The sequence below is a fragment of the Pseudarthrobacter raffinosi genome, assembly GCF_023913835.1.
GTDB lineage: Bacteria > Actinomycetota > Actinomycetes > Actinomycetales > Micrococcaceae > Arthrobacter > Arthrobacter raffinosi.
The window spans coordinates 1-2161 of sequence record NZ_JAMXBG010000047.1 but is presented as its reverse complement, the minus strand read 5'-3'; the positions used below and the strand labels follow the sequence as shown (position 1 = coordinate 2161).

Here is a 2161-nt window from a genome sequence, read left to right as displayed (position 1 = left end):
TCACCACTTCATGACGCTTGCGGATTTAGTCAACTCCGCACTCGGCTCGGAAGTCGGGCGCGGCACTAGCGCTACATCCGGTCATGGGTCTGGTCTCTGGCCCAGCTCTCATTCATTGCCATTGACTCTGGCCGTGCAAAGAGCCTACGTTGCGCTCCATGAGCTATCACGAGTAGTCAGTACTCGCTTTTAAGAGCACTCCCGCTGACTGTTCGTAAGTACAGGGATTTACCAACGGGCGAATTCTTTAGGTATGGGGTATTGGGAACACAGTAATTATTAGGTACAGGGCTGTCATTGTGCGCCTCATTGGGCGCTCCTACGCTTGTGGCCTAGGGCTTCTGCCGTCGTTTCTGTCGACGTATATGCGGAGTTCAGGCGTGACATCCAAGAACCCAGGAGATCAGCCATGAAGATAAATAGGCCCGTCAAGTGGCTAAGCCAGGCACTCGTCCTTAGCACCCTATGCGTAAGGCGGGGAGGTGGCCGCTCGGCTGGTCTTCGTCTACGCGGGTCGCGGAATCTGCGGCTCCATGCACTGCTGACAGCGCTGCTGCTTGCGCTGGGTGGTGTTCTGGTGGTGCCGGTTGCGGCGTCGGCTGCTGAGGGTGATGTTGGGGTTGAGGGTCCGTCGCATTCGGGGACGGGGACGCCGACGGGTACGAAGCGGGCGACGAGCGGGTTGTGGTTCAACGACGGGCTCTGGTGGGGGAACCTGTGGGACACTGCCAGCTCGGATTTTCATATCTTCCGGTTCAATGCCGCGTCGAGCTCGTGGGTCGATACGGGTGTGGCGACGGACACGCGGGCGAACACCCATCATGACGTGTTGTGGGACGGGACGACGTTGTATGTGGCGAGCTATCGGTTCGTCAACGACGGTGTGGCGGCTGAGCCGGGCTTCCCGACGACGATGCGACGTTACAGTTACAGCTCGAGTACGAAGACGTACTCGCTGCTGGCGCAGAGTCCTACAAACATCAACAACTACCGCGTTGAGGCCCTGACCATCGATAAGGACTCGACGGGTCGGGTGTGGGCCACGTGGCAGCAGGGGAACCGGATCTATCTGAACGCCACCGGCACGGATGGCAAGACCTGGGGCACGCCGTTCCCGCATCCTGCGTCGTTGAGCAACGTGTCTGTGGACGACACGTCGGCTCTGATCGCGTTCGGACCCGGCAAGATGGGTCTGATGTGGAGCCGGCAGGTCGGTGGCTCCACCGACGGCATGTACTGGAGCTACCGTGCCGACAGTGTCGGCGGAGCCCCGAACACCGGATGGAGCACTCCTGTGGCGGCGGTGTCGGGGCAGCGCAGCGCTGATGACCATATGAACTTGAAGTGGCTGGACTCCTCGGGTGACCGGGTTTTCGCCGCCGTCAAGACGTCCTTCACGTCCGCGCCCCAGCCGCTGATCCAGCTGTTGGCATTGAATGGCACGACCTGGTCGGCGCACCCGATCGCGCCTGTGTCGGAGTGCCCGAACCGGGTGATCGTCCTGATTGATGAGAGCACGCAGAGACTGCGTACCTTCGCCACCTATCCGAAGCCGAATGGCACGACGAACGCCGGTGTCTGCACTACCTCGGGGGGTGCGATCTACGAGAAGTCCTCGCCGCTGGACAACATCAACTTCACCACCGCGAAGACGGCTCGTATCGTGGACGCCGACCAGTATGTCCACAACGTGACGTCAACGAAGCAGAACCTCAACAGCGCGGCGCGGGGCACGGCCAACAGCGGCCTGCTGTTGCTCGCCGATGTGAACGCCACCAACCGGTACTGGCACTCCTACGACCCCAGCNCATCACGTCGAACACGTTCACATTGAAGACGGGGACAACGACGGTGCCGGCCGCCGTGACGTACAGCAGCACGGGCAACGTTGCGACGTTGAACCCGACTACTGACCTCACGGCAAACACGCCGTACACGGCGACGATCAAGAGCGGCTCCAGTGGGGTGAAGGATGTTGCCGGCAACGCGCTGGCGACGGACAAGACCTGGACCTTCACCACGGCTGCCGCGGGTGGTAGTGATACGACGGCTCCGACCGTGACGGTTACGTCTCCGGCTGATGGGGCGACTGGTGTGGCGGTGGCGGCGAACGTCACGGGGTCATTCTCGGAGGCAATGGATGCCTCGACCATCACGTCGA

At 61.5% G+C, this 2161-nt stretch carries 1 protein-coding gene; it reads left to right on the top strand.

The genetic code is table 11. The features are described from left to right. Positions 1-1851 precede the first annotated feature (1851 nt). Positions 1852-2161: Ig-like domain-containing domain (locus NG697_RS20965; RefSeq protein ID WP_374209968.1), on the top strand; the 310-nt coding region annotated here is incomplete at its 3' end.